At 65.0% G+C, this 25,444-nt stretch carries 28 protein-coding genes; 11 read left to right on the forward strand and 17 right to left on the reverse strand.

What is annotated here, in order from left to right:
• Nucleotides 1–18: 18 nt before the first annotated feature.
• Nucleotides 19–1,533: a threonine ammonia-lyase, biosynthetic gene (gene ilvA / locus UIB01_RS19140; RefSeq protein ID WP_038663993.1), complete on the reverse strand. Its 1,515-nt coding sequence runs from the start codon at nucleotides 1,531–1,533 to the stop codon at nucleotides 19–21.
• Between the two features lie 163 nt (nucleotides 1,534–1,696).
• Here ilvA and rpiA point away from each other — a divergent pair, with 163 nt between their 5' ends.
• Both rpiA and UIB01_RS19150 read left to right on the forward strand, forming a co-directional pair.
• Entirely contained in the window at nucleotides 1,697–2,368 is a 672-nt protein-coding gene (gene rpiA, locus UIB01_RS19145; protein ID WP_014821851.1) for a ribose-5-phosphate isomerase RpiA, read from the forward strand.
• Between the two features lie 98 nt (nucleotides 2,369–2,466).
• A complete protein-coding gene (locus UIB01_RS19150; protein ID WP_038663996.1) occupies nucleotides 2,467–2,814 on the forward strand; it encodes a YegP family protein in 348 nt (115 codons plus the stop codon).
• A 36-nt stretch (nucleotides 2,815–2,850) separates the two neighbouring features.
• Here the strand turns inward: UIB01_RS19150 and UIB01_RS19155 are convergent, their stop codons facing one another.
• From UIB01_RS19155 to UIB01_RS19170, 4 genes are all read right to left on the reverse strand, one after another.
• Nucleotides 2,851–3,747, reverse strand: coding sequence for an SdiA-regulated domain-containing protein (locus UIB01_RS19155; protein WP_038663998.1), 897 nt, complete (start codon nucleotides 3,745–3,747; stop codon nucleotides 2,851–2,853).
• 75 nt (nucleotides 3,748–3,822) lie between these two features.
• Entirely contained in the window at nucleotides 3,823–4,725 is a 903-nt protein-coding gene (locus UIB01_RS19160) for an SdiA-regulated domain-containing protein (RefSeq protein ID WP_038664001.1), read from the reverse strand.
• Nucleotides 4,726–4,818: 93 nt separating this feature from the next.
• Nucleotides 4,819–5,484, reverse strand: a complete 666-nt coding sequence (locus UIB01_RS19165; RefSeq protein ID WP_038664004.1) for a fumarylacetoacetate hydrolase family protein — start codon at nucleotides 5,482–5,484, stop codon at nucleotides 4,819–4,821.
• A gap of 27 nt (nucleotides 5,485–5,511) precedes the next feature.
• Nucleotides 5,512–6,906, reverse strand: coding sequence for a D-2-hydroxyglutarate dehydrogenase (locus UIB01_RS19170; RefSeq protein ID WP_038664007.1), 1,395 nt, complete (start codon nucleotides 6,904–6,906; stop codon nucleotides 5,512–5,514).
• A 199-nt stretch (nucleotides 6,907–7,105) separates the two neighbouring features.
• Between UIB01_RS19170 and serA the strand changes: the two genes are divergently transcribed.
• Nucleotides 7,106–8,335 carry a phosphoglycerate dehydrogenase gene (gene serA / locus UIB01_RS19175; protein WP_038665977.1) on the forward strand — a complete coding sequence of 410 codons (1,230 nt, stop codon included), beginning with the start codon at nucleotides 7,106–7,108 and terminating at the stop codon, nucleotides 8,333–8,335.
• Between the two features lie 86 nt (nucleotides 8,336–8,421).
• On the opposite strand, the gene UIB01_RS19180 is transcribed toward serA, so the two are convergent.
• The 4 genes from UIB01_RS19180 to UIB01_RS19195 all read right to left on the reverse strand — a co-directional run bounded on the left by UIB01_RS19180 (nucleotide 8,422) and on the right by UIB01_RS19195 (nucleotide 12,217).
• Nucleotides 8,422–8,718 (reverse strand): hypothetical protein, encoded by a 297-nt coding sequence (locus tag UIB01_RS19180; RefSeq protein ID WP_038664010.1) that lies wholly within the window; start codon nucleotides 8,716–8,718, stop codon nucleotides 8,422–8,424.
• Nucleotides 8,719–8,869: 151 nt separating this feature from the next.
• Nucleotides 8,870–9,241 carry a hypothetical protein gene (locus UIB01_RS19185; RefSeq protein ID WP_038664013.1) on the reverse strand — a complete coding sequence of 124 codons (372 nt, stop codon included), beginning with the start codon at nucleotides 9,239–9,241 and terminating at the stop codon, nucleotides 8,870–8,872.
• A gap of 117 nt (nucleotides 9,242–9,358) precedes the next feature.
• Entirely contained in the window at nucleotides 9,359–10,432 is a 1,074-nt protein-coding gene (locus UIB01_RS19190; RefSeq protein WP_038664016.1) for an AI-2E family transporter, read from the reverse strand.
• 69 nt (nucleotides 10,433–10,501) lie between these two features.
• Nucleotides 10,502–12,217, reverse strand: a complete 1,716-nt coding sequence (locus tag UIB01_RS19195) for an OPT family oligopeptide transporter (RefSeq protein WP_038664019.1) — start codon at nucleotides 12,215–12,217, stop codon at nucleotides 10,502–10,504.
• 263 nt (nucleotides 12,218–12,480) lie between these two features.
• Between UIB01_RS19195 and UIB01_RS19200 the strand changes: the two genes are divergently transcribed.
• The 8 genes from UIB01_RS19200 (at nucleotide 12,481) to UIB01_RS19235 (ending at nucleotide 18,504) form a co-directional block, all read left to right on the forward strand.
• Nucleotides 12,481–13,065 (forward strand): helix-turn-helix transcriptional regulator, encoded by a 585-nt coding sequence (locus UIB01_RS19200; protein WP_038664022.1) that lies wholly within the window; start codon nucleotides 12,481–12,483, stop codon nucleotides 13,063–13,065.
• A gap of 200 nt (nucleotides 13,066–13,265) precedes the next feature.
• Nucleotides 13,266–13,760, forward strand: a complete 495-nt coding sequence (locus tag UIB01_RS19205) for a curli production assembly protein CsgB (RefSeq protein WP_038664024.1) — start codon at nucleotides 13,266–13,268, stop codon at nucleotides 13,758–13,760.
• A gap of 15 nt (nucleotides 13,761–13,775) precedes the next feature.
• Nucleotides 13,776–14,657, forward strand: a complete 882-nt coding sequence (locus UIB01_RS19210; protein WP_038664027.1) for a hypothetical protein — start codon at nucleotides 13,776–13,778, stop codon at nucleotides 14,655–14,657.
• A gap of 47 nt (nucleotides 14,658–14,704) precedes the next feature.
• On the forward strand, nucleotides 14,705–15,100 hold the full coding sequence (locus UIB01_RS19215; RefSeq protein WP_038664031.1) for a hypothetical protein: 396 nt from the start codon (nucleotides 14,705–14,707) through the stop codon (nucleotides 15,098–15,100).
• 136 nt (nucleotides 15,101–15,236) lie between these two features.
• Nucleotides 15,237–15,842, forward strand: coding sequence for an outer membrane beta-barrel protein (locus tag UIB01_RS19220; RefSeq protein ID WP_038664033.1), 606 nt, complete (start codon nucleotides 15,237–15,239; stop codon nucleotides 15,840–15,842).
• 70 nt (nucleotides 15,843–15,912) lie between these two features.
• The gene (locus UIB01_RS19225) at nucleotides 15,913–16,590 is read left to right on the forward strand and encodes a response regulator (RefSeq protein WP_038664036.1); all 678 of its coding nucleotides are present in this window, start codon (nucleotides 15,913–15,915) and stop codon (nucleotides 16,588–16,590) included.
• Entirely contained in the window at nucleotides 16,587–17,984 is a 1,398-nt protein-coding gene (locus UIB01_RS19230) for an ATP-binding protein (protein ID WP_038664039.1), read from the forward strand. The genes UIB01_RS19225 and UIB01_RS19230 overlap by 4 nt, the downstream gene beginning before the upstream one ends.
• A 76-nt stretch (nucleotides 17,985–18,060) precedes the next feature.
• Nucleotides 18,061–18,504 (forward strand): ketosteroid isomerase-related protein, encoded by a 444-nt coding sequence (locus UIB01_RS19235; RefSeq protein WP_038664042.1) that lies wholly within the window; start codon nucleotides 18,061–18,063, stop codon nucleotides 18,502–18,504.
• A 9-nt stretch (nucleotides 18,505–18,513) separates the two neighbouring features.
• Here UIB01_RS19235 and UIB01_RS19240 read toward each other — a convergent pair whose 3' ends face one another.
• From UIB01_RS19240 to UIB01_RS19275, 8 genes are read right to left on the reverse strand one after another with little or no spacing between them, the layout of a single operon-like run.
• The gene (locus UIB01_RS19240) at nucleotides 18,514–20,163 is read right to left on the reverse strand and encodes a proton-conducting transporter transmembrane domain-containing protein (RefSeq protein ID WP_038664045.1); all 1,650 of its coding nucleotides are present in this window, start codon (nucleotides 20,161–20,163) and stop codon (nucleotides 18,514–18,516) included.
• On the reverse strand, nucleotides 20,160–21,656 hold the full coding sequence (locus UIB01_RS19245; RefSeq protein ID WP_038664048.1) for a complex I subunit 5 family protein: 1,497 nt from the start codon (nucleotides 21,654–21,656) through the stop codon (nucleotides 20,160–20,162). Before UIB01_RS19245 ends, UIB01_RS19240 begins: the two co-directional genes overlap by 4 nt.
• On the reverse strand, nucleotides 21,653–23,077 hold the full coding sequence (locus UIB01_RS19250) for a complex I subunit 5 family protein (RefSeq protein WP_038664051.1): 1,425 nt from the start codon (nucleotides 23,075–23,077) through the stop codon (nucleotides 21,653–21,655). Before UIB01_RS19250 ends, UIB01_RS19245 begins: the two co-directional genes overlap by 4 nt.
• A complete protein-coding gene (locus UIB01_RS19255) occupies nucleotides 23,074–23,355 on the reverse strand; it encodes an NADH-quinone oxidoreductase subunit K (protein ID WP_038664054.1) in 282 nt (93 codons plus the stop codon). The genes UIB01_RS19250 and UIB01_RS19255 overlap by 4 nt, the downstream gene beginning before the upstream one ends.
• Nucleotides 23,352–24,260, reverse strand: a complete 909-nt coding sequence (locus UIB01_RS19260; RefSeq protein ID WP_038664056.1) for a Na(+)/H(+) antiporter subunit B — start codon at nucleotides 24,258–24,260, stop codon at nucleotides 23,352–23,354. The genes UIB01_RS19255 and UIB01_RS19260 overlap by 4 nt, the downstream gene beginning before the upstream one ends.
• On the reverse strand, nucleotides 24,253–24,543 hold the full coding sequence (locus UIB01_RS19265) for a cation:proton antiporter (RefSeq protein ID WP_038664059.1): 291 nt from the start codon (nucleotides 24,541–24,543) through the stop codon (nucleotides 24,253–24,255). Before UIB01_RS19265 ends, UIB01_RS19260 begins: the two co-directional genes overlap by 8 nt.
• Complete coding sequence (locus UIB01_RS19270; protein ID WP_038664061.1) at nucleotides 24,536–24,787, reverse strand: MrpF/PhaF family protein; 252 nt, start codon at nucleotides 24,785–24,787, stop codon at nucleotides 24,536–24,538. Before UIB01_RS19270 ends, UIB01_RS19265 begins: the two co-directional genes overlap by 8 nt.
• Complete coding sequence (locus UIB01_RS19275; RefSeq protein WP_038664064.1) at nucleotides 24,787–25,278, reverse strand: Na+/H+ antiporter subunit E; 492 nt, start codon at nucleotides 25,276–25,278, stop codon at nucleotides 24,787–24,789. Before UIB01_RS19275 ends, UIB01_RS19270 begins: the two co-directional genes overlap by 1 nt.
• Nucleotides 25,279–25,444 lie beyond the last annotated feature (166 nt).

Consider the following 25,444-nt stretch of genomic DNA (forward strand, 5'->3'; position numbering starts at 1 on the left):
GCGATCCTTTATGTCTGTTCAGCCGAGAAAGAGCTTGTAGGCCGGATTCTCGCTTTCGTCCCAGTAGCGGTAGCCGATCTTGTCCAGCGCGGCCGGCACCAGATGGCGCTCGTCGACTGGCACCTGCAGGCCCGCCACCACCCGACCGTCGGCGGCGCCGTGGTTGCGGTAATGGAACATCGAGATGTTCCAGCGCCCGCCGAGCTTGTTGAGGAAGTTGAACAGCGCGCCGGGGCGCTCGGGAAATTCGAAGCGCAGCACCATCTCGTTGCTGACCCCGGCCGCGTGGCCGCCGACCATGTGCCGCGTGTGCAGCTTGGCAAGCTCGTTGTCGGTCAGGTCGAGTACCGGGAAGCCCTTGTCGCGCAGCCCCTCCACCAGCGCCGCGCGCGGGTCGTTCTCCGGATGCGTCTGTACGCCAACGAAGATGTGCGCCTCGCGGTCGGTGTGGTAGCGGTAGTTGAACTCGGTGATCTGGCGTTTGCCGATCGCCTCGCAGAAGGCCTTGAAGCTGCCGGGCTGCTCGGGAATGGTGACGGCGATGATCGCCTCGCGCTTCTCGCCCAGCTCGGCGCGTTCGGCGACGTGGCGCAGGCGGTCGAAATTGACGTTGGCACCGGAGTCGATGCCCACCAACACCTGGCCGCTGACAGCCTCACGTTCAACGTACTTCTTGATACCCGCGACGGCCAGCGCCCCAGCCGGCTCGGTGATCGAGCGGGTGTCGTCGTAGATGTCCTTGATCGCCGCGCAGATCTCGTCGGTGCTGACGGTGATCACCTCGTCGACATAGTGCCGGCAGATCTCGAAGGTGTGCTGACCGATCTGCGCCACGGCAACGCCGTCGGCGAACAGCCCGACCTGCTCCAGCACCACGCGCTCGCCTGCGGCCATGGCCGCCTGCAGGCAATTGGAATCGTCCGGCTCGACGCCGATCACCTTGGTCTGCGGGTAGAGGTATTTCACATAAGCGGCGATACCGGCCACCAGGCCACCGCCGCCCACCGGGACGAAGATCGCATCGATCGGTCCCTGATGTTGGCGGAGGATTTCCATCGCCACGGTGCCCTGCCCGGCGATCACGTCAGGGTCATCGTAGGGGTGGATATAGACGTAGCCCTTCTCTTCCACCAGTTTCAGTGAATAGGCCAGCGCCTCGGGGAAGGCATCGCCGTGCAGCACCACCTTGCCGCCGCGGGCGCGCACGCCCTGCACCTTCAGTTCCGGCGTGGTGCGCGGCATGACGATGGTGGCCTTGATTCCCAGCTGTTTGGCGGCCAGCGCAACGCCCTGGGCATGATTGCCAGCCGACGCCGTCACCACGCCGCGCGCCAGCTCCTCGGCGGACAGCTGCGCCAGCTTGTTGTAGGCACCGCGCACCTTGAATGAGAACACCGGCTGCAGATCCTCGCGCTTGAGCAGAATCTGGTTGCCGATTCGCTCGGAAAGCTGGCGAGCAGGCTGTAGCGGGGTTTCGATGGCGACGTCGTAGACGCGGGAGGTGAGGATCTTCTTGACGTAATGTTCGAGCATTCTGGCTGTCTTGGCGGGCAGTGCGAGGGAACGAGGAGTCTACCCCCGGCACGCCCCTGGCGACCACCGGCAATCCTCGACAGCTCGGCATCCGCAGCAGACAAGACCGGCCGCCGGCAGAGGGCTATAATCCGCGCCTCGTCTTTCCCGTCCGGATTCCCCCATGACCCAGGATCAGCTCAAGCAGGCCGTCGCCCAGGCCGCCGTCGACCATATCGTTCCGCACCTCAGCGATCGCAGCATCATTGGCGTGGGCACCGGCTCCACCGCAAACTTCTTCATCGACCTGCTGGCCAAACACAAGGGCTTCTTCGATGGCGCCGTGGCCAGCTCCGAAGCTACCGCCGAGCGCCTGAAGCAGCATGGCATTCCGGTCTACGACCTGAATTCGGTGAGCGAACTGGAGTTCTATGTCGACGGCGCCGACGAAGCCAACAAGCACCTCGAGCTGATCAAGGGCGGTGGCGCGGCGCTGACCCGCGAGAAGATCGTCGCCGCCGTGGCCAAGACCTTCATCTGCATCGCCGACGGCAGCAAGCTGGTCGAACAGCTAGGCGCCTTCCCGCTGCCGGTGGAAGTCATCCCGATGGCACGCAGTCACGTTGCGCGCGAACTGGTCAAGCTGGGCGGCGACCCGGTCTACCGCGACGGCGTGGTGACCGACAACGGCAACGTCATCCTCGATGTACACAACCTGATGATCGGCTTCGCCCCGGAGCTGGAAGGCAAGATCAACGACATCGTCGGCGTGGTCTGCAACGGCCTGTTCGCCATGCGTCCGGCCGACCTGCTGCTGCTCGGCACCAAGGACGGCGTGCAGACTCTCAAGCGCTGATCGGCCTGGGCGAAGCGCAAGGGCGCGCCACCGGATTGGCGGCTACGCTTGGATAAGCTGTGTCGAGTCCGGCACAGCTCATCACAGGAGGTGTCGCCATGTCCGGCAAGTTCCAGTTGAAGCGCGCCAGCAATGGCCAGTTCCATTTCAACCTGCTGGCCAGCAACGGCCAGGTGGTGCTGGCCAGCGAGCAGTACAAGGCCCACGCTTCGGCGCTCAATGGCATCGACTCGGTACGCAAGAACGCCGTGCGCGAGGCCGCGTTCGAGGTCAAGGAGTCCAGCAACGGCAAGTTCTACTTCGTGCTCAAGGCCAGCAACGGTCAGGTCATCGGCCAGAGTCAGATGTACGCCAGCCTGCACAGTGCCGAGCAGGGTTGCGATTCGGTCCGGCGGCACGCCCCGAATGCCGCCCTGCAGGACGAAAGCGCCTCGCCGGTCGCCTGAGCGGCTTCCCGGCCGGGTGATCGTCGCGGTATCCGATCACTTGGCCGGTTTGCGAAACACGTAGAACAGGTTCGGCTCGCTGACCAGATAGAGCGTGCCGTCCGGCCCCATCGCCATCCCCTCCGCCTGTGGCACATCGCGTTCCAACCCATGCCGCCCCGCACTCAGCGACAGGCTGCTGAGCGGTTGGCCATTGTTGTCCAGTTCGATCACCAGCCGCGACTCGTCGGAAAGCGCCAGCAGATGCCCGGTCTGCTCGTCGAACTGCAGGCTGGATAGGTCGCGGACGAACAGTCTGGCGTCGTGCTCGTTGATATGCACTGACGCTGTCGACTCGGCAAAGGGAAAGCCGGAGATCTCGTAGATGCGCACCGGATTGCGTTCCTTGGCAACGAACAGTCGCGCGCCCGCCGTGTCGTAGGCCAGGCCTTCGAAGCCCTTATTGCCGTTAAGGTCAATGCCCAGGGACAGCTGTTGCGCCTGCGCCGCATCGATGAGCGTGGTCTGCTCGTTGACTTCGATGCGCAGCAGGCGCTGCAGGCGTTCGTCACTGATCACATAGACGCCCTCGGAGATGTATTCGATGGCCTCTGGGTCACCGAAACCAACGAGGGGAATCGCGCGCAACAGCTCACCCTCCAGGCTGAGTTCCAGCCAGTGCGGCTTGCCGTTGGTGACGGCGATCAGGCTGTTGCGATCCGGGTCGAAGGTCAGTGCCGATAGATCGTCATCGATGCCACTGACCACCTTGCCCTGAATGGTCGCCTGGTAATCCGGCAGCCACAGCGAGGCTTCCTGAGCCTGTTCGCCCTGATGCCACTGATTGAAATGAAACCAGCTCCGCTCGAACAGGCGGTAATGAACGCCAGCGACAACCGCCAGCAGCAGGGCTACGCCCACCAGCGCAGCCAGGAGGAATTTCAACGCACGCATAATGCTCACTTCTTCTAATTGGACATCCGATTATGCCCAGCGCGGCTTGCATCAAGCTTAACGGCCGGCTTGGCCTCAGCGCTTGCGGCTGAAGACATAAAAGCGGTTGGGCTCACCCACCACATAGATATTGCCCTCGCCGTCCATCGCCACACCTTCGGCCTGCTCGATGCCCTGCACCAGGCCATTCAGACCACCGAACAACGAGATGAAGCTGCGTGGCTGACCCTGCAGGTCCAGCTCGACCAGCAAGCGCGACTCGTCCGACAGCAGCAGGGTATGACCGCTGTGCGGATCGATCGCCACAGAGGAAAGATCACGCACCAGCAAGGGCTGGTTGGCCAGCGCCTCGAGCGCACCGACGGCGCCATCCTCGCCGGGGAAAGGCAGCTCGAACAGGCCCTGCGGGTCGCGCTCCTTGGCCAGCAGCAGGCGCTGCGTACGCGGATTCCAGGCCAGGCCCTCGAAGCCCTTGTTGCCCGCGTCGGCGAAGCCGAGGTCGTAGCTGGCCAGGTCGTCCAGATCGAGACTCTCTACGTCCGGCTCCAGGAAGAACACCGCGACCAGTCGACGACGCTCGTCGACGATCGCCAGGCGGCCATCGCCCATTGCTTCCACCGCTTCCGGATCGGAAAAACCGGTGAGCGCTATACGCCGCAGCACGACGCCGGCCGGGGTGAACTCGATCAGCTGCGGATGTTTGCCGGTGACGGTGAAAAGCGTGCCGGTCATTGGATTCCAGGTCAGCCCTGAGGTCTCGTCGTCCTCGAGGCCGGCCAGCGTGGTTTCCAGCGCCAGCTCGTAATCCGGTAGCCAGATACCGGCTGCGCGCTGCTCGGCCGTCACCGACCGCTCGCTCCAGTACAGCCGGAGCTGATCGTCCCAGTGCAGCAAGCGACCGGCGACGAGCAGGGCAATAAAAAGCAGCAGCAGGATGACAGCGACGATCAAACGCCAGCGGGAATAACGAACGGGCATGAAATACGTTCCGGCGGAAGGTGCCGGATTACAACACGAGAACGGTTCGCAAAGAAGCAGCAGACGCGGCGGGTTTGCCCCGCCGCGAGAGGATCAGAGCACGCGGCTTTCGAAACGCGACAGCCCGACCAGCTCCAGCACCAGCTGGTCGCCCTGCTGGAGCGGGCCGACACCGGCCGGCGTGCCGGTCAGCACCACGTCGCCCGGTTGCAGGCTGAAGTGCCCGGCTATGTGCTGCAGCAGCGGCAGGATGGCATTGAGCATCTGGCTGCTGTTGCCGTCCTGGCGAACTTCGCCGTTGATGGTCAGCCGGATGCCGATGTCGCCCAGATCCTCCACCGCATCGCCCGGCACGAACGGCGCCAGCACGCAGGCGCCGTCGAAGCTCTTGGCGATCTCCCACGGGTGGCCCTTTTCCTTGAGCTTGGCCTGCACGTCGCGCAGGGTCAGGTCGAGCGCGGGGGCGAAGCCGGAGATGGCGTCGCGCACCTCCTCTTCGTTGGGCTTGCGCGACAGCGGCTTGCCGATCAGCACGGCGATTTCTGCTTCGTAATGCACGGCACCGCGATCACTCGGGATGCTGAAGCCATTCTCCAGCGGCACGGTGCAACTACCGGCCTTGATGAACAGCAGCGGCTCGGTCGGCACCGGGTTGTTCAGCTCCTTGGCGTGCTCGGCGTAGTTGCGGCCGATGCAGACCACCTTGCCCAGCGGGTAGTGGATCGGCGTGCCGTCGGTGTAGTGGTGCTGGTAGCTCATCGATGACTCCTTGGGTCGGTGGGCCACTCAGGCCGCGAAGATCTTGCCCGGGTTCATGATCCCGTTGGGATCGAACACCGCCTTGACCGCTTTCATGTATTCGATTTCTGCCGGCGAACGGCTGTATTCGAGGTAATCCCGCTTGGTCATGCCGACGCCGTGTTCGGCGGAGATCGAACCGTTGTACTTCTGCACGGTTTCGAACACCCACTTGTTCACCGTGGCGCACTTGCCGAAGAACTCGTCCTTGTCCATCGCATCCGGCTTGAGGATGTTCAGGTGCAGGTTGCCGTCGCCGATGTGGCCGAACCAGACGATCTCGAAGTCGGGGTAGTGCTCACCGACGATGGCATCGATTTCCTTGAGGAAGGCCGGCACCTTGGCGATGGTGACTGAGATGTCGTTCTTGTACGGCGTCCAGTGGCTGATGGTCTCGGAGATGTACTCGCGCAGCTTCCACAGATTCTGCAGCTGCTGCTCGCTCTGGCTCATCACGCCATCGAGCACCCAGCCCTGCTCGACGCAATGCTCGAAGGTCGCCAGTGCCTGATCGGCGCGCTCATCGGTGGTGGCCTCGAATTCCAGCAGCGCGTAGAACGGGCAGTCGGTTTCGAACGGGGCCGGCACGTCGCCACGCGCCAGCACCTTGGCCAGCGCCTTGTCGGAAAAGAACTCGAAGGCAGTCAGGTCCAGCTTGTCCTGGAAGGCATGCAGCACCGGCATGATCGAATCGAAATCGGGGGTGCCCAGTACCAGCGCGGTGAGGTTGGTCGGCTGGCGCTCCAGGCGCATGGTCGCCTCGACGACGAAGCCCAGCGTGCCCTCGGCGCCGATGAACAGCTGGCGCAGATCGTAGCCGGTGGCGTTCTTGATCAGGTCCTTGTTCAGCTCGAGCACATCGCCCTTGCCGGTCACCACCTTCATGCCGGCGACCCAGTTACGGGTCATGCCGTAGCGGATCACCTTGATGCCACCGGCGTTGGTGCCGATATTGCCGCCGATCTGGCTGGAGCCGGCGGAGGCGAAGTCCACCGGGTAGTACAGGCCCTTGTCCTCGGCGAACTGCTGCAGCTGCGCGGTGACGACGCCGGGTTGGCAGACAGCAGTGCGGTCCATCTCGTTGAATTCGAGAATCTGGTTCATGTAGTCGAACGACACCACCACCTCGCCATTGGCGGCGACTGCGGCGGCCGAAAGCCCGGTGCGACCGCCCGAGGGCACCAGCGCAACCTTGCGCTCGTTGGCCCAGCGCACGATGGCCTGGACCTGCTCGATGCTCTTGGGGAAGACGATGGCCGAGGGCGCCGGAGCGAAATGCTTGGTCCAGTCCTTGCCGTAGGCATTCAGCGAATCGGCGTCGGTCAGCACTTTGCCGGGCTCGACCAGGGTTTTCAGCTCATCGATCAGGGCGGGGTCGGTCATCACGGGAACTCTCATACGATTCATGGTCACCCTGAGCACGCTTCAGCACAGGGGTGGGGGTGTTTCGCGGGGCTCGTATGCTAGCATACGCCCCCCTTTGAAACGTGCCTCGGCAGACTCCCGACACCGCTAATGACGGGTCGGCCAGCCTTCGCTGGACACTTCAGTCCTATCCTTCGGCCTTAAGGTTTTAATGCAGATGAGCCAGACCTCTCTCGACAAGAGCAAGATCAAGTTTCTTCTTCTCGAAGGCGTGCACCAGAACGCCGTCGACACCCTCAAGGCGGCCGGCTACACCAACATCGAGTACCTCAAGGGCGCGCTGTCCACCGAGGAGCTGAAGGAGAAGATCGCCGACGTCCACTTCATCGGCATCCGTTCGCGCACCCAGCTCACCGAAGAGGTCTTCGACGCGGCCAAGAAACTGATCGCTGTCGGCTGCTTCTGCATCGGTACCAACCAGGTCAACCTGAATGCCGCCCGCGAGCGCGGCATCGCGGTGTTCAACGCGCCCTACTCCAACACCCGCTCGGTGGCCGAACTGGTGCTGGCCGAAGCCATCCTGCTCTTGCGCGGCATTCCGGAAAAGAACGCCTCCTGCCATCGCGGCGGCTGGATCAAGTCGGCGGCAAACTCGTTCGAAATCCGCGGCAAGAAGCTCGGCATCATCGGCTACGGCTCCATCGGCACCCAGCTGTCGGTACTCGCCGAAGCGCTGGGCATGCAGGTCTTCTTCTATGACGTGGTGACCAAGCTGCCGCTGGGCAACGCCACCCAGATCGGCTCGCTGTACGAGCTGCTGGGCATGTGCGACATCGTTTCGCTGCACGTCCCCGAGCTGCCATCGACCCAGTGGATGATCGGCGAGAAGGAAATCCGCGCCATGAAGAAGGGCGCCATCCTGATCAACGCCGCCCGCGGCACCGTGGTCGAGCTGGATCACCTGGCCGCCGCGATCAAGGACGAGCACCTGATCGGCGCCGCCATCGACGTGTTCCCGGTCGAGCCGAAGTCCAACGACGAGGAATTCGAAAGCCCGCTGCGTGGCCTGGACCGCGTGATCCTCACCCCGCACATCGGTGGTTCCACCGCCGAAGCGCAGGCCAACATCGGCCTGGAAGTCGCCGAGAAGCTGGTCAAGTACAGCGACAACGGCACCTCGGTGTCCTCGGTCAACTTCCCGGAAGTGGCGCTGCCGTCGCACCCGGGCAAGCACCGTCTGCTGCACATCCACCAGAACATTCCGGGCGTGATGAGCGAGATCAACAAGGTCTTCGCCGACAACGGCATCAATATCTGCGGCCAGTTCCTGCAGACCAACGAGAAGGTCGGTTACGTCGTCATCGACGTGGACAAGGAATACTCCGACCTGGCGCTGGAAAAGCTGCAGCACGTCAACGGCACCATCCGCAGCCGCGTGCTGTTCTGATGCGTTGACCCGGCGGCACTGAAAAAAGGGAGGCTTCGGCCTCCCTTTTTTTATTGCGCGGCTTTCGTTCGGCGCGCCGCAGCGGACTAGCTGCGCAGCACGCGCGGACCGGCGGCATCCACATCGGTACCGGGCCGTTCGTCCACCGGATCGAGCTGGGGCGGAACATCGGTTTCGGTCGGCGCCTGGCGCGGTTGCAGCGTCGGCGGCTGATCGAGTGGCTGTTGCTGCCTCGGCTGCTCGGCAGGCTCATCACGGGGCTCGCGATTGTCCAACGGGTGCTGCCGCGCCTTGTCGGGCTGGGTCGGGCCAGTGCCTTCAGCGGTAACGCCTGAAGCGAACGCCAGCGAAAGCAGCAGGATGCTGTAGCGCACAAAGCTCATCGTTGCACCTCCGATCGTCTCTTGCGCTTTCGGCACGCCCGCGTCGCCAAGGTTTCGCCGACGCCGCGGCGATCGGCCGAGCGGTCGCAGGCAAGACGCAAAACGGCCCGGCAAGCCACTGGCTCGCCGGGCCGTCGCGGCGTTGCCGAAATCAATACGCGCCGCGCGCACCGCCCTCGCCGCCGGTACCGCTGGTGCCCGGCGCACCGGTGGCGCCATCCGCGCCGGTATCGGCACCGGTGCCCTGGTCGCTGCCGGTGGTGGTCGCCGGACGATCTGCCGAACCCGGCATATCGGTCGTGCCAGTGCCCGTGCCAGTGCCAGTGCCGCTGTCCATACCGCCGGTGCCGGTGCCGGTGCCGGTGCCGGTGCCGCCCATCGTGCCTTGCTCATGGGTGCCGTGGCCCATCGAGTCATGGGTGCCAGAGCCGGCCTCGGCGCCCGTTCCGGTGTTGCCCGCAGCGAACGCCGCGCCAGAAATCAGCCCAGCCAGGGTAAATGCCGCAATCTTGTGCATGGTCATGATGTTCTCCTGCCTATTTTCAGGGGGTTCACAGATTCCGGCACCGAGGCGCAGCAGGGGTTTCCTCGGCAGCCTTTACAAAACGTGACATGACCCAAAAGCCCCGTCGCAGAGCTGCTACTGGGAAGAACCGTCTGTCGCGTCGGCCCGATCACCGAGCAGATCCTCCACATACAGCATGCGCACCAGCACCATGCCGACCGCCGCCAGTGGCGTCGCCAGCAGCAGCCCTAGCGTGCCGGCAAGCAGGCCGAACAGCAGCTGCACGGCGATGGTCAGCGCGGGTGGGATCGAAACGATGCGTTGCTGCATCAGCGGCGTGAAGACATAACTTTCCAGCGCCTGAACGAACAGGTAGAGACCGGCGACGTAGAGCACCGTACGCCCGCCTTCCAGCGAGGCCAGCAGGAGCGCTGGAATCACCGCCAGCACCGGTCCGATGTTGGGTATGAACGACAGCAACCCGGCGATCAACCCGAGCACCAGAGCCAGCTCGATGCCCAGCAGCCAGAGACCGAGGGTAGTCAGCACGCCGATCAGCAGCATTTCCAGCAGCTTGGCCAGCAGCCAGGCGCGCAAGGTCGCACCGCTTTCGCCGAGCACCTCAGCCGCACGCGATCGATAGCCGAGCGGAACCAGCTTCAGCAGCCCACGGACATAAACCTGCGGATTGATGGCAAGGCAGATGCCGATGGCGAACGCGATAACGAAGCTACTCAGGGCGCCCGCCACCGAGCCCATCACCTTGGTCACGACGCTAAAGGCGCTGGAGCCGTCAGGGAGGGAGTCTTCGAGGCGATCCCCCTGCTGCATCAATTCGTTCATCCAAGGCAGCTGCTCGGCACGTTCACGCAGCTGCTCGACGGCCTGTGGCAGCGAGTCGGACAACGCATCGGCCTGCTCGGCGATGTTTGGCGCGACCCACCAGCCCGCGCCGCCAAGGGCGAGCAGCATCACCAGGAAGAACACCGGCATGGCCAGCTTGTAGGGCATGGAGGTGTGGTTGCTGATCCACTGGCTCACGCCGTGAATCAATACGCCGAACAGGATCGAGGCGAACAGCAGCAGAAGAAAATCGAAGGCCAGCCAGGCGACGATGCTCAGTAAGACGACTGCGGCAAGCACAGCTGCCTGCACCATGGCACGGTTGGCGACCTTCTTGGAGTCGCTCTGCGGCGTGGGTGTGGACATGGTTCTCCCCCTGGTGAGTACAAGGGGTACGACCGGTTGCCCGGCGTATTAATTCAGACGTTTCACCATTCAGCGCAGCAGCTGCCAGAGCGATTCGCCGACGCCCGCCATGCTTTCACCCGCCACCAGCCCGGCCGCGGCGACAATCACGAAACGCTCGCCAAGGCTGCGCCAGCGTGACGCGAAGGCCCAGGCCAGTACGGCACCGAAGGTCATCATCAGCGAAATCGAGGCCGGAATGATGAACGCCAGTCCGAGCGCCGCGGAACTTGGCAACCAGCGCAGGCGCCGCTCCGGCAGCAGCCCCTCAAGTGTTCCGAGCAGCACGCCACAGAGCGCCCCGGCGAGCATCGCCCAGCGCACGTCGGCAGCCAGCGCGCCGAGGCCACCGGTCAGTGCTTCGGCGACGGCCTTCCAGGTTGCCACTGCCGGGGCGGGCCATTCGGGGGTGATCAACATGCTCTGCGGGTCGGGGATGAGCAGCTGATAAGCCAGTACGCCCACTACGCTGCCCAACAGAATGCCGAGACACTGTGCCACTGCCTGCCGCCCCGGCGCCGCACCGATGGCGTGGCCGACCTTGAAGTCGTTGAGCAGATCGGTGCACTGCCCCGCCGCGCCACCAGCGGTGTTGGCGCTCATCAGATTCACCGGCACCTGGCCCGGCGCGAACACACCGAAACTCAACTGCGACAGCTGGCCGATGGCACCGATTGGCGGAATCCCGGTGGCGCCGACCACCCGCGCGGCAACCATCGCCAGCAGCAGTGCCAGCGGAATCGAGAGCAAGGCCAGCCAGGGATCGATTCCGAACAGACTGACCTGCAGCGCCAGCACCAGCCCAACCGACAGCAGGAATCCGGCCGCCGGCCAGCCGTGCGGGCGCCGCAGCCTCGACTGTTGGCGTGGCGATGTCGAACGTGAGCGCAGCAGGCGCAAGCCCAGCGAGGTCAGCGTCGCGCAGACCATCAGGCTGACACCCGGCCATAGCAGCCATTCGATCAGCGCGGCGAACTGCGGCCCCTGCGCGGCGGCCGGCAGGCGCACCAGGCCTTCAGCCAGTAGCCATGGCGCGATCAACCCCCAGGCCAGTAGGGCACCGAGCAACAGCGACAGGCCGACGCGCAGGCCGATGATGCCGCCGAAGCCAAGCAGCAGCAGTGAAGGCTCGAAGGTGAAGGTCAGGCGCTCCAGCTGCGCGGAAGGCGCCCAGCGCGGCAACGTCCAGAAGAAGGTATCGATCAGCTTGGTCCCTGCCGCCAGCACGGCGGCACTGCCCAGCACCCAGAGCCGGCGCCCGGCTTCGGCGCCATGGCTGTAGATCTGCTGCAGCGTCGCCAGCGTCGCCATGCCTTCGGGAAAGCGCAGCCCCGACTCGACGATGAGCGACGGACGCAGATACCAGGCGACCCAGATGCCGAGAAAGCTTACCGAAAACACCCAGGCCATCAGCGGCAGGCTGTCCAGCTGCTGGCCGGTGAGCAGCGTGTAGGCGGGAATCGGCGCCACCAACCCGCCGGAGATGATCGACGCGCAGGAAGAAGCGGTGGTCTGGTTAATGTTGCTTTCCAACAACGACCAGCGCGGACGGCCGAACGCAGCGGCAATGCTTTGCCAGAAAGCGAAGCCAATCAGCAGCGCGATGATCGACATATTGAACGACCAGCCGATCTTGAGGCCGGAGTACACATTGGACGGCGCCAACAGTGCGCCGAGCAGCAGCCCGGTCAGCAGCGCACGCGTGGTGAGTTCGCGGGGTGAAACGGCTGGGGTAGTGGCAATCATGCAACTACCTTAGCAGTCAGCCCGGTGCAAAAACGCGCGTCCTTCCCAGCGGCGCCGGCGCCCCTTGGCAGAGTTGCGCACGCGCTGGCCGGATAACGCCCGTTCGCCATCGCTGGGCTGAACTTCACTGCAGGGTGCTGGTCGTTTAGTAACTTTTTAATCAATCACGCCCGACTGACTAGGTACCGAACATGGACGCGGAGCTTACACGGGATACATCCTCCCCAAGGGTCACGCTATTAACCGGAAATGAACTGCTGGGGTTGTTTTTTCGCCACTTTCTCGGCGAGCAGGCGCAAGTCGAGGTTTCACTGGCCGGACTGGAATCGGCTGAGCATCGTGGTGCCGATTTGTTTCTGGTCGATGCCGGCCACACCGAGGCCGAACAGATTTCCAGCCTGATCGATCAGCTGGACGAACATACGCCGGTAGCGCTGGTAAACATCGTTCCCGAACAGGCCGAGCAACTGGTGGAAAAGCATCCGGTGATTCGTGGCGTCTTTTACAGCCATGCCACCCGTGAGCACCTGCTCGAAGGCATCCGCGTGCTGCTGCAGGGCGGCGACTGGCTGCCACGCGTGCTGACCGAGCGTTTGTTGGGACAATGGCGGCGGATGCGCCAGCTTGCCGAGACCAAGTCCAGCCTGACGCTGCGCGAGCGGGAGATCCTGAGCCTGGCCGGCAAGGGCCTGTCCAACGCCGAGATCGCCGAACAGCTGTGCCTGAGCCCGCACACGATCAAGAGTCATATCCACAACCTGCTGCGCAAGATCGGCGCATCCAACCGAGCCGAGGCGGCATATCTGCTGCGCAGTCATCTCGATTGGGACAAGACCTGCAGCGTCTGAAGGACGCTGCCCGTGCGGCAGTCCGCGCCGTGTGGCGGCGCTGCCGGACGCGGTGCTTCCGGCGGCGGCGTGAACGAACGATATGCCTGGCATTAATCCCGAAGCGCCTAAGCGAGCGGCTCGTTTTACATCATCGGATGGATGTTCAAGGCTGCACGCGGCGTTCAAGAATCGCGTCCACTGTCATCCGGTACACACCAATGACCCGCCCCGCCCTCCGCCGTGCCACGTTTCTATTTTCCCTGCTTGCCGGTTTGACCGGCTCGCCGCTACACGCCGCTGACCTGATGGATAACGGCGACCTTTCGCCGGGTGGCATTCCCGGGGCCGCGCCCGTTTCACCGCCGGCAATCCAGCTGACCGCGTCGCAGGCGGCCTACGTCCAGCAAATGGGCCACGGCAACCTGGCCGAGCTGCGCCAAAACGGCCAGGCCCTGAACGCACAGATACTGCAGCAGGGCACCGACCAGGAAGCCTTCATTCTTCAGCACGGTGACAACCTGCTGGCGATCGTCGAACAGGTCGGCCAGGGCAATTTCGCCGAAATCCGCCAGACCGGTAGCGACAATCAGGCCAGCATCAGCCAGTACGGCGCTTACAACGATGCACGCATCGAACAGACCGGCAGCGGCCTGCGCAGCGCCGTGACGCAATACGGCGTCGGCCAGCAGATCAACATCGTGCAGGGTCGTTAGCGATCAGGAGAGTCCATGTTCAAGCCCGCTGCAATTGCCACCCTGCTCGCCCTCGGCGCCACCCAGACCATGGCGCAGAACAGTATCGAACTGGAACAGAGCGGCACGGCCAACGTCGCCGATCTGCAACAGACCGGCTTGGTCGAATCCAGCACAATCGACGTCAGCCAGGCCGGCAACCTCAACACCGCCAGCATCGCGCAAATCGGCGAGGCCTACTTCAAGGTCGCCAATCTGCAGCAAATCGGCAACGCCAACGTCGCCATCGTCGAGCAGACCGGGCGCACCAGCACGCTGGATGCCAGCAGCATCGGCAACGGCAACCAGATCACCGGCAGCCAGACTGCCTTCGTCACGGCAGAGATCGAGCAGCGCGGTGATGCCAACGTGCTGACCTTCGACCAGCAGGGCTATTTCGAAGGTTCGCGGATGAACGTGTCCCAGGACGGCCTGGGCAACATGGCCGACATCTTTCAGGGCGACGGCAACCGCATGACGCTTGCCCAGGCTGGCACCTACAACCTCGCAGAGATTCAGCAGAACGACTACCACAACGAACTCGACTTCACCCAGAGCGGCGATGGCAACCGGCTGACGGTCGACCAGAATGGCTTCGGCGGCCGCATCAGCGGCTCGTCAACCGGCACTGGTAACAGCGTCGACATCGCCCAGAGCTTCATGTCCAACCAGGCCACGGTGATCCAGAACGGCAACGACAATCTGGCGAGCATCGAACAGGGCAACTACAGTCATCAGGCCACCATCAGCCAGCTGGGCAGTGCCAACGAGGCGATGATCCGCCAGAGTCTGCCGGTCAACGACGTCACCCGACTGCCCAGCGTCGCGACGATCCACCAGAGCGGTACCGGCAACAGCGCCACCATCGTCCAGCAGTAACGCAACGACCCTCCAGCCACGGACCGGCTTCAACGGAAACAGAACGGATGCTGACCATGACCCTCACCACCTGGCTGCTCGCAGCCGCCCCCGTACCTGCCGATGTCCCGGTGGACGTCAGCCTCGAGCTGCAACCTGTCGAGAGCGACCGCCTCTCCCTGGCTCTATGCTTCAAGGGCAGCGGCCAGCAGGTGCGCTTCCGCCTCAAGGTTCGCTCCAGCGGCCGCGCAGGTAATTCCCAGACTGCCCAGAGCGGCACGCTCACGGCCACCGCGACACAGCAATGCCCCGTGAGCAATCGGCTCGGCATCGCTGGCGACACCCATGTCGAAGCCGAACTGCAGTGGTGGATCGACGATGCCGAGCAGGCGCCGATCCTGCGCCGCCATCCGGAAGACAAGGGTGACGCCGACGAGCAGAACGAGCCGCAGCTGATCGCTTGAAAGCGCTGCAAGAGGACCAACGGCACCGCATGAGCCAGTCGTTCAGCGTAGGTTCAGGCGGGGTTCAGGAAGGGTTCAGTGACAACCGTTCAGGCTAGGGGCCGTCAGTATCCCGCTGCCTGAAAAGGAGTCACCGATGAAAAAACTTAGCACTCTGGCCCTCGCCACCACCCTCGGCATCTTCAGCTTCGGCGCTCACGCCGCTGAGAACTTCGCCGGTTTCACCTGGGGCAAAAGCACCGTCAACACTGATCGCTCCAGCTCGCTGAAGCAGAACATGGACGGCAAGAACCGCTTCGATGACGTGATCAAGAACAGTGGCACCTGGGGCGTGCGCGCCGGTCAGATGACCGATGAGGCCCGCTATTACATGACCTACGAGAACGTCTCCGACGATTACGGCAGCAGTCTCAAGCTGCGTCAGCAGAACCTGATCGGCAGCTACGACATGTTCGTCCCGCTGGGCGACACCACCCGCCTGTTCGGTGGTGCCAGCGCCGGTCTGACCAAGCTGGAGAACGAGTCCAAGGGCTACACCCGTGACAGCGACATCGGCTACCTGGTCGGCCTGCAGGCCGGTATCCTGCAGAAGCTCGGCGACAACACCTCGGTCGAAGCCGGCTACCGTTACCTGCGCAGCAACGCCGGTACCGAAGTGTCCGAGCGTGGCGTCGGCAAGCTGGGCTCAATCGACGTACACAGCAGCAAGCAGGCCTATCTGGGTCTGAACTATCACTTCTGATGGCGTTACGCTGACAGAATGTTGAACAACGGCCGGGCATTGCCCGGCCGTTTGCCCAGGGAGCAGAAAAATGAAAGTGCTGGTGGTGGAAGACGAGGCGCTGCTGCGCCACCACTTGCAGACGCGGCTCGGTGAAAGCGGGCATATCGTCGATGCCGTGCCCAACGCCGAAGAAGCGCTGTATCAAACCCACGAATTCAATCACGACCTTGCCGTCATCGATCTCGGCCTGCCGGGTATCAGCGGGCTGGACCTGATCCGCCAGCTGCGCAGTCGCGGCAAGACCTTCCCCATTCTTATCCTCACCGCCCGTGGCAACTGGCAAGACAAGGTCGAAGGCCTGGCCGCCGGCGCCGACGACTATGTGGTCAAGCCGTTCCAGTTCGAGGAACTGGAAGCCCGGATGAACGCGCTGCTGCGCCGCTCCAGCGGCTTCACCCAGGCCACCATCGAAGCCGGCCCGCTGCTGCTTGATCTCAATCGCAAGCAGGCCACGGCCAATGGCGAGCCGCTGGCGCTGACCGCCTATGAATACCGCATCCTCGAATACCTGATGCGCCATCAGCAGCAGGTGGTGGCCAAGGAGCGGCTGATGGAACAGCTCTACAGCGGTGACGAGGAGCGCGACCCGAACGTGATCGAAGTGCTGGTCGGGCGGCTGCGGCGCAAGCTCGAGGCCCAGTGTGCGATGAAGCCCATCGAAACCGTGCGTGGCCTCGGCTATCTGTTCACCGAGCGCTGCCGATGAGTCGACGCTGGCGCCGCCTGCAGGCGCGCGTTCGCAACCGACTGACCGGCGCCATGTCGCTGCGCCTGCGCCTGATGTTCGGCGCGGCGAGCCTCGCCGCACTGTTCATGCTGGCCTTGCTGCCAGCGCTGCAAGGCGCCTTCAGCCTGTCCTTCGAGAAGGTCATCGAACAGCGCCTGGCCGCCGACGCCAGCACGCTGATCACCGCCGCCCAGGTCGAGGGCGGCCAACTGCAAATGCCCGAGCGCCTACCGGACGAGGAATTCGACCTGCCGGATGCACAGCTGCTCGGCTTCATCTATGACCGTCGCGGCGAGCTGATCTGGCACTCGCGCTCGGCCGCCGACGAGCGCATCGACTATCGTCCGCGTTACGAGGGTGGCAGCACCGAATTCCTCCGTGTGCGCGATGCCGACGGCGTGGAGTACTTCGTCTATGACGTCGAACTGCACCTGGCAGGTAGCCGTGAGAATGCCTTCAGTTTCGTCACCATGCAGCCGACCAGCGAGTACCTGAGCCTGTTCGAGGAGTTTCGTCGCCAGCTGTACCTGTGGCTGGGCAGCGGCCTGCTGGTATTGCTGGTGTTGCTCTGGCTCGGCCTGACCTGGGGCTTTCGCACGCTCAAGCGGGTCAGCGCCGAACTCGACCAGGTCGAAGCCGGCCAGCGCGAGCGGCTGAGCGACGAGCACCCGCGCGAGCTGCTGCGCCTGACCCGCTCGCTGAACCGCCTGCTGGACAGCGAACGACGCCAGCGCGAGCAGTACCGCAATTCGTTGGGTGACCTGGCACACAGCCTGAAAACCCCGCTCAGCGTGCTGCAGGGCGTCGGCGAAACACTCGCGGCGCAGGCGCAGAGCCGCGAGCAGGCGCAGGTGATGCAAGCGCAGATCGAACGCATGAGCCAGCAGATCGGCTATCAGCTGCAGCGCGCCAGCCTCGGCAAGAGCGGCCTGGTGCGTCACCGGGTCCAGCTGCGGCCGTTGCTCGACAGCCTGTGCAGCACACTGGACAAGGTCTACCGCGACAAGCGCGTGCAGGTCGAACTGCAGCTGGCCGAGCCCTGCGTGGTGCCAATGGAACAGGGCGCGCTGATGGAGCTGCTCGGCAACCTGCTGGAAAACGCCTACCGGCTTTGCCTCGGGCAGATCCGCATCAGCGCGCTGCCCGATGGCGACAACCTGCTCCTGCTGGTGGAGGACGACGGCCCCGGCGTGCCGGTCGACCAGCGCGCGCGGATCATCCGCCGCGGTGAACGCCTCGACGGCCAGCACCCCGGCCAGGGCATCGGTCTGGCGGTGGTCAAGGACATCCTCGACAGCTACGGCGGCGAGCTCAGCCTCGGCGAGTCGGAGCTTGGCGGCGCAGCCTTCCAGATCAGGTTGCGGGCGGACTGATCGAACGGCTCTCCCGCTGCGCTCCGGCCGCTGTTAGAGTTCGCTGCCGAGCCATCTGCAGCCTCATGGAGCGCGCATGTCACTGGATGACCGCAAGAAACTCGTCCGCCAGCATATCGACCTGACCTGGAATCGCGGGCGCCTGGCGTTGGCTGAGCACCTGCATAGCAAGGATTTCCTCTACAAGAGCTCCTTTATCGGCCGGCCACTGGTCAGCGCCGAGTTTCTCGACATGGTCCGGCAGATCCGCCATGCCATGCCGGAGCTGGAAGTAGTGGTCGAGGAATGCATCGCCGAAGGCAACCGGGTGGTCACCTGGAGCACGCTGATCGGCACCATCGAACACGCCGCATTCGGCTACCCGCCCAGCGACAAGGTGCTGAGCATCTCCGCCATGGCGTTCTGGAGCATCACCCCGACGCAGCAGGTGCAGGAGATCTGCACCATGTTCGACATGGAGAGCTTCCGTGCCCAGCTGGGCCTGGACACCCGCCCCTACGCCGAAAAATCCCAGCCCTGAGCCAGCCGCTCACCACAGCCAGCCGAGCCAGAGCAGCGCCACCAGCAGCCAGGCGCTGAGCGTCAGAGTGCCGCGTTCCCATTGCCGATTCCAGCGCCGCTCGCGCTGACGCCAGCGGGAGCGATCATGGTGAATCGCGGGTACAGGCAGTGGCGGCTGGCGCAACACACGGGTGAGATACAACGATGCCCACAACGCGGGATTTGGCAGCCTGGCCAGGCGTGGCGGCACTCGCCAGCCACGGCGCAGTACCCATCCGGTTAGCACCACGACAGCCAGTAGCGGCCAAAGCGCTGCCCACAAGCCCCCCGGATAGAGGCCGGCCAGCAAGGGCTCACGCAATGCAGGCCAGACCCAGGGCAACAGCAGTGATGTCAGACTGAGCGTTGCCCACGGCAACCATTGACCGGCCGGCGGACGCGCGCTGGCATGCTGCTGATCGCGCCACATCAGCCAGAGTGCACGCAACAGCAGCAGCGCGGTGGCGAAGCTGGCAAGCGTCAGCCAGGGCGCCCAGGCGGCGAAAGCGCTGTCGTGCCAGGCATCCTTGAGCAGGTACTTCACTGCTGCGCCGCTGGTCAGCGGCGCTCCCATGATCGCCAGCGCCGGCAGTAGCAACAGCGCCCAAGCCAGTCGCGGCAGGCGCCCTTCGTGGACCATCCCCGCTGCCAGGAACAACGCGCCCTTGGCCAGGCCGTGATGCATGCCGAACAACAGCAGTATTGCGAGAAGCGCAGCCGACGGCTGCTGCAGGCTCCAGGCCAGCGCCAGGATCATCAGCATCCAGCCCATCTGGCTCACCGAAGAATAGGCCAGCACCGCCTTCGACTTGCCAGCACACAGCCCCAACGCAGCCGCATAGAGCGCGCCGAAAATCCCGGCGACAAGCAGCGGCGTGCTCCAGGCCGCCAGCGTCGGATCGGCCTCCGGTACGCAGCGCCAGATACCGAGGATGCCGGCCTTGAGCATCGCACCGGAGAGCACCGCACTGGCCGGAGCCGGTGCCTCCGGATGGGCCAGCGGCAGCCAGACGTGCAGCGGCCAGAAGCCAGCTTTCAGACCAAGACCGAGCAGCAACAGGGCCAGGGTCAGATGGTCAATCGGCTGCGCCTGCCAGCTGGCAAAGTCGAACGCCTGCCCGGTGGCATGGGTGCGCAACAGCAGACCGGCGAGCAGCAGCATCTCGCCGCAGATCGCCAGTTGCAGATACAAGCGCCCGGCTCGCCGCGGCCCCGGGCCGCCGCGGTGCACGATCAGCCCATAGGCCGACAGGCTCATGGCACTGAAGCCGAGGTAGAAGCTCAGCGCGTCGGTGGCGACGATCAGCAGCAGGTTTCCAGCCAACGCTAGTTGCCAGAACGCCCAGAAACGCAGCTGGCGCGGGTCCCGGCTCAGGCTGCTATTGGCGAAGACCGCTGCGCAGCCCCAGAGCACGGCGGTAAAACCCAGCCAGGCGCGGGTCAGTGTGTCGTCGGCGCCCCAGCGCACGCCTTCCCACAACCACGGCAGCTCAAGTGCCGGCGGTGGTTGCAGCGCCGCCAGCAGGGCCGGCACACAAGCCAGCCACAGCCATGGCAGACAACGCTCACGCAGCCACAGCAGCAGTGCGCCGCCAAGCAACGGTGCGAAGGGCACCAGCAACCACAACCAGGCGCTCATATGGCGAACTCCCGCTCGACGATCAGCTGGCTCCAGCCCAGCGGGCTCAATGCGGTGGCGGCCAGCAGGCCCACCAGCAACGACAGCAGCGCCGTAATCACTGGCGGCAGCAGCAACATCCAGTGGGTTTCAAAACGCTCCTCCGCCCAACGATTCTCATGCCAGTCAGCCGGCTCGGCGAACCAGCCGCGCCAGAGCAGCGGCAGGAAATAGGCAGCGTTGAGCAGCGCCGAACCGAGCAGCACCAGCAGCACCCAGTCCTGGCCGACTTCCAGCGCACCGAGGCCAAGCGTCCATTTGCTGATGAAGCCGGCGATTGGCGGAATGCCGATCATGCCCAGCGCACCGATGGAGAATGCCGTCATGGTCCAGGGCATGCGCCGGCCGACACCGTCCATTTCACGGATGCGGTGAATCCCCAAGGTTTCGGCGAAGTTGCCTGCACAGTAGAACAGCGTGACCTTCATCAACCCCTGATGCACCAGATGCACCAGTCCGCCCACTGCAGCGATCGGCCCGAGCAACGCAACGCCAAGCGTTACGTAGGACACCTGGCTGATGGTCGAGTAGGCCAGGCGCTTCTTCAGCTCCTGCTGCTGCAAGGCGCGCAACGAGCCGTAGATGATGGTCGCCGCTGCCAGCCAGAGCAGCGGCTTGGTGAGATCCAGCCGCGTCAGCGCCTCGGCGCCGAACACGTCATAGACCACCCGCACGATGCCGAACGCCCCCGCCTTCACCACCGCCACCGCATGCAGCAGCGCACTGACCGGTGCCGGCGCGACCATCGCCTGCGGCAGCCAGCCATGCAATGGAATCAGCGCGGCCTTCACACCGAGGCCGAGAATCAGCAACGCAAAGGCTACCCGCAGTCCGACGTCATGCTTGCCGACCTGCTCCAACAGATAGCCGGCGGCCTGGAAATCCGGCGTGCCGGCCAGGCTATGCAGCAGCGCCACCCCCATCAGCACCAGGGTGCCGCCACCCACCGTATACGCCAGGTAGACCCGCCCGGCCCGCAGCGACTCGGGCGTACCGCGATGCACCACCAGCGGAAAGGTGGCCAGCGTCAGCAGCTCGTAGAACAGCAGGAAGCTGACCAGGTTGCCGGCCAGCGCCAGGCCCACGGTGGCACTGACGCACAGGCTGAAGTAACCGAAGAAGCGTGAGCGCAGCGGCGAGTTTTCCAGATAGCCGATGGCATAGATCGTGGTCAGCGCCCAGAGCAGAGACGACAGCGCAACGAACAGCAGTGACAGGGCATCGGCCTGCAGCACCAGCGGCGCACCCGGCAGCAGCGGCACGCTGAAACGGTACTCGCTGCCCTGGCTGACGCCGTAGAGCATGCTGCCGACCAGCAACAGCTTGAGTGTTACACCGAGCAGGTTGAGCGTGCCCCGCAGGCGCTGCTGGTCCTCGCGCAGGCCGAAGATCACCAGGCCCGGCAGTAGCGAGCTGAGCACGATGCCGAGCGGCAGCAGGCCGTGCCAGTTCATCGTCCGAGCCCTCCGAGCCAGAGCAGCAGCGGCTCGCTGATCAGCGCCAGTCCCCAGACCAGCAGGGCCGGCAGCAAGGCCAGCCACTGCGCCAGACGATCGGGATGGATGCTCGGCGGGTTCGGCCGGGCGCGGTCGAAACCGTGTGCGACGACGCGGAACACATAGGCGGCGGACATCAGCGTGCCGAGCAGAACGCCCACGGCCCAGGGCCAGTGCTGCGGCTGTTCGAACAGTGGCTGCAGCAGTAGCCACTTGGCCAGAAAGCCACCGCTGGGTGGTAGGCCCACCAGGCTGCCACCGGCCACAGCGAATGCCGCCAAGGCGATCGGCACGTTCTGGCTGGCGCCGCGCATGCCGGTTACGCGCTTGCTGCCGAGAATGCTTTGCAGCTCACCGGCAGCGAGGAACATCGACACCTTGGCCAGCCCATGGGCCAGCACGAACAGCCACAGGGCCGCGTGCAAACGTGGTTCATCGAGGTGCAGCAGCAGCCCCAGCGCCAGCAGCGCGTAGCCCAGCTGCGCCACAGTTGAATAGGCCACCAGGGTTTTCAGGCGTGGCGCACGCAGTGCCGACCAGCCGCCGGCCAGCAGCGCCAGCACCCCGGCGGTGCCGAACAGCAGGCCGGCATCGCGACCGAATTCAGCCGGGGCAATCTCGCTCCAGATTAGCCACAGAATGTACAACGGCCCCTTGACCACCAGCGCCGAGAGCAGCGCGCTGACCGCGGTCGGCGCCGCGGCGTGGGCCGGCGGCAACCACAGGTGCAACGGCCACAGCGCGGCCTTGAGCATCAGCCCGAGGGTCATCAGCAGCAACGCCAGATGGGTCACACCATCGGCTTCGCTCAGTTGCGCCAGCAAGGTTAGATCGAGCACGCCGTAGCGTCCGTAGACCAGCGCCACGCCCAGCAAATAGGCCAGCGAGCCGGCGAGCGACAGCAACAGGTAATTCAGCGCCGGCTTCCAGGCCTTGCGCCCAGCCAGCGACACCAGCGCCACCGCGACCAGGCTGAGCAGCTCCAGCGTGACGTAGAGGTTGAACAGGTCCGCCGACAGCCACAACGCAGCCAGCGCTGCATGCAGCAGGCAGGACAGCGGCCAGTAATCTTCCCTGCCAGCAGCATGAGGGATGCGCGCCGCGTATAGCGCCACCAGCAGGTGCAACCCAGCGGTAAATACCAGCAACAGCGCGGCCAGGGGCGTCAGGCGAAAGCGGATCGCCAGCCCCGTCTCCCAGCCACCGACCAGCAGGTTGCGCTCGCCATGATCGAGCACCACCTGCAGCGCCATGATCGCCGCCACCAGCGCGCCGAGACTCAGTGCGATCACCCAGCGCCCACTGCGCGTCGGGCGCAGCAGGATCAGCAGCAACGCGCCGACCAAGGGCAGCAGCAGGCTGGCCAGCGCGGCATTCATCGCTCGTGCTCCGTCGATGAAGCCAGCGCACTACTCAGGCGCAACGCCAGCGCGGTCGCGCTCACCGCCACCACCAACCCGGTGACCACCAGCGCCACCAGCAGCGGGTCGCTCGGATCATGGCGTGCCGCCAGGGCGATCATCACCAGGAACACGCCGCTGCCCATCAGGTTGATGGCAATGATGCGTCGCAGCGCATGGCGCAGTGTCAGCAGCCCATGCAGGCCGAGCAGCCAGAGGGCGAAACCGATGGCGATCCAGTACAGCGTGGCGCTCATGGCTGCGGCTCCGGTTCGTCGCCGATCACCAGCAGACTCAGGCTGGCAGCGATGGACAGCGTTGCCGCCGCCTCGATGAGCAGAATCAGCGGCTTGGCCCAGCCGGCCGGGTAATGCAGCCAGCCATCGCCGAACCAGGCGCAGCTAGCGGCCACGCCTATGAACAGCAGCAAGCCGATCAGTACCAGCAGGCGTAGCGGCCAGAAACCCCAGTGCAAGGCCGGCAGCGCACCCGCCAGGCGCAGCAGGACGATGCCGGAAGCCAGCAAGGCGCCGGCCTGGAAGGCGCCGCCTGGCGAGGCGGCACCGCGCCAGAGCACATAGCCGCCGGCCAACACCAGCAGCGGCGCCAGCGTGCGACCCCAGGCCTGCAGCAGCGGCCAGGGTTCGCTCAACTGCGGCTGCAGCGGTCCGAGCTGGCGGGCGCCGAGCAGCGCCAATAACAACACTGCCAGTTCCAGCAGCGTGTCCCAGGCGCGGAAATTGAGCAGCACCGCCGTCACCGGATGCTCGACGCCACTTTGCGCCAGCGCCGCGTCGATCTGCCCCGGTACCGTCGGCTGCAGCTCGGCCAGCGGAGCCAACTGCGGCAACAGCAGCATCAGCAGCGGCAACAACACCAACAGCGCGGCCAAGCGGCGGCGCCGCGACAGGCGCGGTTCGCTGCCGGCCTGCGGCTGGCGCGCCAGCGCGGCGAACAGCAATACGCCGGTCAGCCCGGCACCGATGGCGGCCTCGGCCAGCGCCAGATCGGCGGCGCCCAGGCGTGCCCAGACCAGCGCCAGCACCAGGCCGAAGGCAATGAACAGCAGCACGCCGGCATACAGCTGGCGCACATGCAGCGCACCGCCGGCCAGGCCCAGCAGCAACAGACCGAGCACCCCATCGAGCAGCCACTCACTCATCGCCGCCCTCCTCGTCAGCCTGGCGTGCCAGCAGCTGACAGGCGGTGGCGCCGGAGGCCAGCACCAAAAGCCAGATCAGGAGCATCTGCGCCACTTCCAGCAGGCTACCGGCGCGCAGCGACAGCCCGGCAACCACCAGACCGAGGCCGAGGGTGTCGGCCTTGGTCAACGCGTGCAGACGGCTGAGGGTGTCCGGAAAGCGCAGCAGGCCGATGCTGCCGGCGGCGAAGAACAGCAGGCCGCCAGCCAGCAGCCAGCTGAAGATGTTCAGCAGCTCACTCATGGCGACTGCACCGCAGCAGCTGTACCAGAGCGGCGCTGATCATCGCCGCCAATAGCGCCAGCACCAGCGCCGCATCACGCAAGCCGGGGGCGCCCTGCCACTGCGCCAGTACCAGCAACAGCGCAGCACCGGAGGTGCCGAACAGCTGCACGGCAAGCAGCCGATCGACCCGCCCCGGCCCGCGCAGTACACGCCACAGACCGATGATCAGGGTCAACAGCAACAGCGCCGCGAACAGTGCCATCAGCGCCCCTCCCCACTTCCGAGCAGGCGCTCCAGACGCCGTTCGAGGTCGGCGACCGTGGCCTGCCAGGGCAAGCGTTCATCCAGCACATGCACGCGCATCTGGTCATCCTCAATGCGCGAAGCCAGCGTGCCGGGCAGCAACCCGACCAGCGCCGATAGCAGCAGACGCACCCGCGGCGACTGAACGGCGAGCGGATACGGATGCCAGGCCGGCTGCAGCGGGCAACGCGGCTGCAGGGCACGCCGCGCCACGTCCCAGCCGCCGAGCAGCATGTGTTTGAGGAAAAAACCAAGGAATGCTGGCAGCGCGCCCAGGCGCATGCCCAACGGGCGCAATCCCAGCCACAGGCTCAGGGCAACCGCCAGCGCCACCGTCGGCGCGCCCAGCAGCCAGCCTTGCCCGGCAGCGAACAGCGCCCAGAGAGCGGCATAGATCAGTGACCAGAAGAGCGCGTCGGTAGCTCCGCGACGCAGTGCGGCCTGTGTCATCACATCCTCCTTGGCATTCCGATCTTTGTAATCAAGTCGAGGCCAAGAGTTCGCCGCTGTCCATAACCCGCGGCGAAATGCCTTGTATCAGCAGATTGCCGCGCGGCCTGGCGCAACCACGCCCCGGACAGCGGGCGGAACGTCCGTGCGCGAGGCTGGTCTGTCC

It is taken from the genome of Stutzerimonas decontaminans, assembly GCF_000661915.1.
In the GTDB taxonomy this organism is placed as follows: domain Bacteria; phylum Pseudomonadota; class Gammaproteobacteria; order Pseudomonadales; family Pseudomonadaceae; genus Stutzerimonas; species Stutzerimonas decontaminans.

Coding starts and splice junctions, on each gene's coding strand:
- ilvA (WP_038663993.1), bottom strand. CDS start 1,533: ATGCTCGAACATTACGTCAAGAAGATCCTCACCTCCCGCGTCTACGAC.
- rpiA (WP_014821851.1), top strand. CDS start 1,697: ATGACCCAGGATCAGCTCAAGCAGGCCGTCGCCCAGGCCGCCGTCGAC.
- UIB01_RS19150 (WP_038663996.1), top strand. CDS start 2,467: ATGTCCGGCAAGTTCCAGTTGAAGCGCGCCAGCAATGGCCAGTTCCAT.
- UIB01_RS19155 (WP_038663998.1), bottom strand. CDS start 3,747: ATGCGTGCGTTGAAATTCCTCCTGGCTGCGCTGGTGGGCGTAGCCCTG.
- UIB01_RS19160 (WP_038664001.1), bottom strand. CDS start 4,725: ATGCCCGTTCGTTATTCCCGCTGGCGTTTGATCGTCGCTGTCATCCTG.
- UIB01_RS19165 (WP_038664004.1), bottom strand. CDS start 5,484: ATGAGCTACCAGCACCACTACACCGACGGCACGCCGATCCACTACCCG.
- UIB01_RS19170 (WP_038664007.1), bottom strand. CDS start 6,906: ATGACCGACCCCGCCCTGATCGATGAGCTGAAAACCCTGGTCGAGCCC.
- serA (WP_038665977.1), top strand. CDS start 7,106: ATGAGCCAGACCTCTCTCGACAAGAGCAAGATCAAGTTTCTTCTTCTC.
- UIB01_RS19180 (WP_038664010.1), bottom strand. CDS start 8,718: ATGAGCTTTGTGCGCTACAGCATCCTGCTGCTTTCGCTGGCGTTCGCT.
- UIB01_RS19185 (WP_038664013.1), bottom strand. CDS start 9,241: ATGACCATGCACAAGATTGCGGCATTTACCCTGGCTGGGCTGATTTCT.
- UIB01_RS19190 (WP_038664016.1), bottom strand. CDS start 10,432: ATGTCCACACCCACGCCGCAGAGCGACTCCAAGAAGGTCGCCAACCGT.
- UIB01_RS19195 (WP_038664019.1), bottom strand. CDS start 12,217: ATGATTGCCACTACCCCAGCCGTTTCACCCCGCGAACTCACCACGCGT.
- UIB01_RS19205 (WP_038664024.1), top strand. CDS start 13,266: ATGACCCGCCCCGCCCTCCGCCGTGCCACGTTTCTATTTTCCCTGCTT.
- UIB01_RS19210 (WP_038664027.1), top strand. CDS start 13,776: ATGTTCAAGCCCGCTGCAATTGCCACCCTGCTCGCCCTCGGCGCCACC.
- UIB01_RS19215 (WP_038664031.1), top strand. CDS start 14,705: ATGCTGACCATGACCCTCACCACCTGGCTGCTCGCAGCCGCCCCCGTA.
- UIB01_RS19220 (WP_038664033.1), top strand. CDS start 15,237: ATGAAAAAACTTAGCACTCTGGCCCTCGCCACCACCCTCGGCATCTTC.
- UIB01_RS19225 (WP_038664036.1), top strand. CDS start 15,913: ATGAAAGTGCTGGTGGTGGAAGACGAGGCGCTGCTGCGCCACCACTTG.
- UIB01_RS19230 (WP_038664039.1), top strand. CDS start 16,587: ATGAGTCGACGCTGGCGCCGCCTGCAGGCGCGCGTTCGCAACCGACTG.
- UIB01_RS19235 (WP_038664042.1), top strand. CDS start 18,061: ATGTCACTGGATGACCGCAAGAAACTCGTCCGCCAGCATATCGACCTG.
- UIB01_RS19240 (WP_038664045.1), bottom strand. CDS start 20,163: ATGAGCGCCTGGTTGTGGTTGCTGGTGCCCTTCGCACCGTTGCTTGGC.
- UIB01_RS19245 (WP_038664048.1), bottom strand. CDS start 21,656: ATGAACTGGCACGGCCTGCTGCCGCTCGGCATCGTGCTCAGCTCGCTA.
- UIB01_RS19250 (WP_038664051.1), bottom strand. CDS start 23,077: ATGAATGCCGCGCTGGCCAGCCTGCTGCTGCCCTTGGTCGGCGCGTTG.
- UIB01_RS19255 (WP_038664054.1), bottom strand. CDS start 23,355: ATGAGCGCCACGCTGTACTGGATCGCCATCGGTTTCGCCCTCTGGCTG.
- UIB01_RS19260 (WP_038664056.1), bottom strand. CDS start 24,260: ATGAGTGAGTGGCTGCTCGATGGGGTGCTCGGTCTGTTGCTGCTGGGC.
- UIB01_RS19265 (WP_038664059.1), bottom strand. CDS start 24,543: ATGAGTGAGCTGCTGAACATCTTCAGCTGGCTGCTGGCTGGCGGCCTG.
- UIB01_RS19270 (WP_038664061.1), bottom strand. CDS start 24,787: ATGGCACTGTTCGCGGCGCTGTTGCTGTTGACCCTGATCATCGGTCTG.
- UIB01_RS19275 (WP_038664064.1), bottom strand. CDS start 25,278: ATGACACAGGCCGCACTGCGTCGCGGAGCTACCGACGCGCTCTTCTGG.